The sequence below is a fragment of the Actinoplanes sp. NPDC026623 genome, assembly GCF_040638275.1.
In the GTDB taxonomy this organism is placed as follows: Bacteria; Actinomycetota; Actinomycetes; order Mycobacteriales; family Micromonosporaceae; genus Actinoplanes.
Window position 1 is genome coordinate 1 of the sequence record NZ_JBEZXZ010000376.1, and the last position, 3,476, is coordinate 3,476.

Sequence of the window (3,476 nt, forward strand, 5' to 3'; positions counted from 1 at the left end):
GCCCGGGCCGCTGCCGGCCCGGGCGTGATAGCCGACGAACAGCACCGCGTCGGTGCCGTCGTCGAGGCCGGCGAGCATGCCCAGCGGCCGGGGCCGGCCGCGCACGAGGCGGGCGCGGCGGTCGAGGTCCTCGGGCAGCAGGTTGCGAAACGACCCGTGCGCGTCGGCTACCAGTACCTCGGCGGCCGGCACGGCCTCCAGAATCCCGGCGACCGCGGCGTTGACCTCGGCGGTCATCCGGATCCGGCCGCGTTCGTAGTCGTAGCCTCCGGGGTTGGTCTCGGTGGGATGCACGATTCCCGAGATCCCCTCCATGTCGGCAGAGATCAGTATCTTCATCGCAGAGCACCATAAACGCCCAATCGGCGCCGCGCCTAGGCTCGGTCCCGCGGATCATCATCGACAGAGATCCACTCATCATCGACAGAGATCCACGCCGGGTCGCCGACGACGACCTTGCACCCAAGCCGGTCTGCCTCGTGGCGACCGGTTGCGAAGTGCAGGCCAAGGCGATCTCACCCCTGACATCGGCTCCCTGACAGCCGGCGTGAGCGCGTATTCCGCATCGTCAAACCTCGGCCTGCGAAATCTGCATCGAGCTGCCGAGCACCGGAAGTGCGATTCGGCGGCGCCCGATCGCGGCGAACCGTCCGCGCCGCACATTCCACCGACCGCGTTGCGACCCATTTCACCCAGCGCATCTCGGCGTTGATGCCGAGGACGGTGAACAACTTGGGCAGCAGCGGACATCGTGGATCGGCCCATTCAACCCCACCGTGCAGGTGTCGAATATGGGCCTGGCGAAAATGGTTCTGTTGGCCCTGAGCCGGCGTTCGCACGGTGACCGTCGCGGACCCGGACATGCCGGGAATGGCCGAGTGTCACCGCGCCCACCGTCTCGCAGTGGCCACCCAAATTCAGGGAAACCCACCGGGACCCGACCGCGGCCGACGCCAAAGACCCGCCCGCGAGTCGGCTGGGGAGGATGGCGGCCGCCGAATCACGAGTCGAAGGGGAGGGCTTCGATCGGGCCGGTCGCGACCGCCCGGGCCGCTGCCAATCCGGCGTCTCCCAGGGCGGGCCCGCCGGGAGCCGGTCGTGGCACGCACCGCGGCGGCGGGATCATGGTTGTCGGCGATGACACCGCCGGTGCCGGTGATGCTGTCCACGGCCGCCGAGGCGATGCCGGAGGTGGCGGAGCCCGCCACGAGGGGTCCACCGTGAGCGATGACAGGCGGGCCGGTGACCGAGATGGTCGTGGTTGCCCGGGTCGGTGCCGGGACCGGTGCCGCCGGGCGCTGCGGCGGCTGGTTCGGCTGCGGTGCGAGACCGGGCCGCGGCGCAGCAGGCACGCGCGGTGCGCAGGACGGCACGGGCGGGATGGCCGCACGCGGCGCGGCAGGTACATGCGATGCGGGCGGGGCGGCCACTCGCGGTGCGCAGGACGGCGCGGGTCTGGTGGCCGCAGGCGGCGGCAGGCACTCGTGCTGCAGAGGGTGACACGGGCGGGCGGGCACTCGCGGTGCAGAGGGTGACGCGGGCGGGGCGGGCACTCGCGGTGCAGCAGGCACTCGTGCTGCGGACGGTGATGCGGGTGGGGTGGCCGCTCGCGGTGCGGTGGGGCACGCCGGCCCGCCCTCGGGAATCGCCGCTGCCAGGGCTGCGGAGCGGCTCATGCGCAGGCGGCGAAGCTTCTCACCATGGCGTTGCTGAAGGCCCCATTTACGATGACGCTCGTGCTCACGACGAAATTCGTCAGCGGCGGCTGAGTAGTTCCGCTTCGCGGTCCGGTCCCGCATCGCCGCCAATTCCGACCTGCCGAACAAAGACAACTGCCCCATGCCTGAATTCTTCCGCAACCCGCGCCGACATGCCCGTGAACGATCATGCCAACCTTATTTCGGCAATAGCGTTCACGGGTCGGCGCGACAATTCAGGTGCGGCGCTATGCGCGTCGAAATAAAGCCTGTCATGCCGCCGGTAAAGCGCGCTGCGGCCCGCGGTTCACCACTGAGTCTTTTTCAACATGGCCCGGGCGGCAGCGCCAGGCGGAGGTCGACCGTCCGGATACCTTTGGCCCGAGGCTCACCATGCGTGAGTGGAGAGGGTGCTCGCAGTGCGGCGAGTCCTGCCGGCCCTTGCCCTGAAGAACGATCACGCCTCGCGGGACAGAATCTCGGAATGTCCGGCCCGCGCCGCGGGGCGCGGGCCGCCATGGTCGGCAGGATCAGTTGTCGCTCGCGGCGAGGCGCCGGTCGAGGTCGGCGAGGCGCCGGTCGGTGCGGGCCAGGTCCTGCCGGCGGCCGAGTCGTTCGTAGACGAACCGGAGGTTGGTCAGGAAGACCCGTTCACGCTCCAGATAGGTGCGGCGGACCACGTCGATCCGGCCGATCATGGCGATCGCCTCCTCGTAGCCGGCCGCCGCCGTGTCGTAGGCACGCCGGCCGGCGAGCGCGGACAGCGCCTGCCCGGCCCGGGCCTCCGCGGCGAGCCAGCGGGCGTGCCGGCCGCCGTCGCCCCGCGTCGCGAGGTCGGCGCGGCCCAGGGCCTGCGCGAACTGGGCGTCCGCCGCTTCCCAGCGCCGCTGCGTGCCGATCAGGCTCAGGCACTGGTCGGCCAGGCCCAGGCCGAGGTGGCCCTTGAGGTCCAGCAGCGCCGCCTGTGCCGGATCCGCGGCCGAGCGCAGCGCGAGTGACCGCCGGTAGTGCTCGGCGGCCTCGCTCAGCCGGCCCGCGCCGTCCGCGCCGGGCTCGCAGCGCACGCCGGCCCGCAGCGCGTCGGCCAGGCCCAGCTCCGTACGGCGGTAGGCCGGGTCGTCCGCCAGCGCCCGCCGGAAATGATCGGCGGCCTCGTCGGCCCGGCCGGCACCCTGTGCGCCGACGGCGTTGCCGAGCATCAGCTGGACCACCGCGGAACGGACCCGGTCCGCGCCGGCCGCGTCGAATTCGCGGCCGGCGCCGAGCAGTGCCCGTTCGGCTTCGGGGAAGTCGCCCAGCGCGTAGTCGCCGAGGCCGCGGAGGAAGGCCACCAGCCCGTCCACATAGTGCACCGTGGCGCCGGCGAGGCGCTCGCCGACGCGGGGATTGCGGTCCGCCACGTCGACGGGCTCGATCAGGGTGATGTCGTGCCGGCCCGCGAACTCCGGCGTCTCGCCGAGGGCCCGGCCGGTCACGAGGACGCCGACGGACAGCGTCGCGGTGTGGCCGTCGACCCGCAGCGCGGGTCGCAGCACGACGTCGGCACCGTGCTCGCGGGCGACCCGGGCAAGCGCGTCGTCGCCGTCACCCGCATACCGGACGTCTCGGACCTGCACCGCCGGGTCGGCCCGCGCCCAGTCGTGCAGCTTGCCGTCGAGCACCCGGTGGACCCGGTCGGGCAGCGCCGCGGGTCCGGCGGGCGCGACCAGCACGACGTTGTAGAGGCCGGCCATCGGTGCCGGGTGCGGCCGGTCGCCGGAGCACAGCGCGCCGAGCGCG

1 protein-coding gene and 1 pseudogene are annotated in these 3,476 nt (G+C 72.5%); both read right to left on the reverse strand.

The window, feature by feature from the left end; translation table 11 throughout:
* The coding region (locus tag AB0F10_RS44835) for a M55 family metallopeptidase (protein ID WP_360640614.1) at nt 1-339 on the reverse strand (339 nt) is incomplete at its 3' end.
* Between the two features lie 1,888 nt (nt 340-2,227).
* Nucleotides 2,228-3,476: pseudogene (locus AB0F10_RS44840) on the reverse strand (hypothetical protein); the annotation flags it as partial.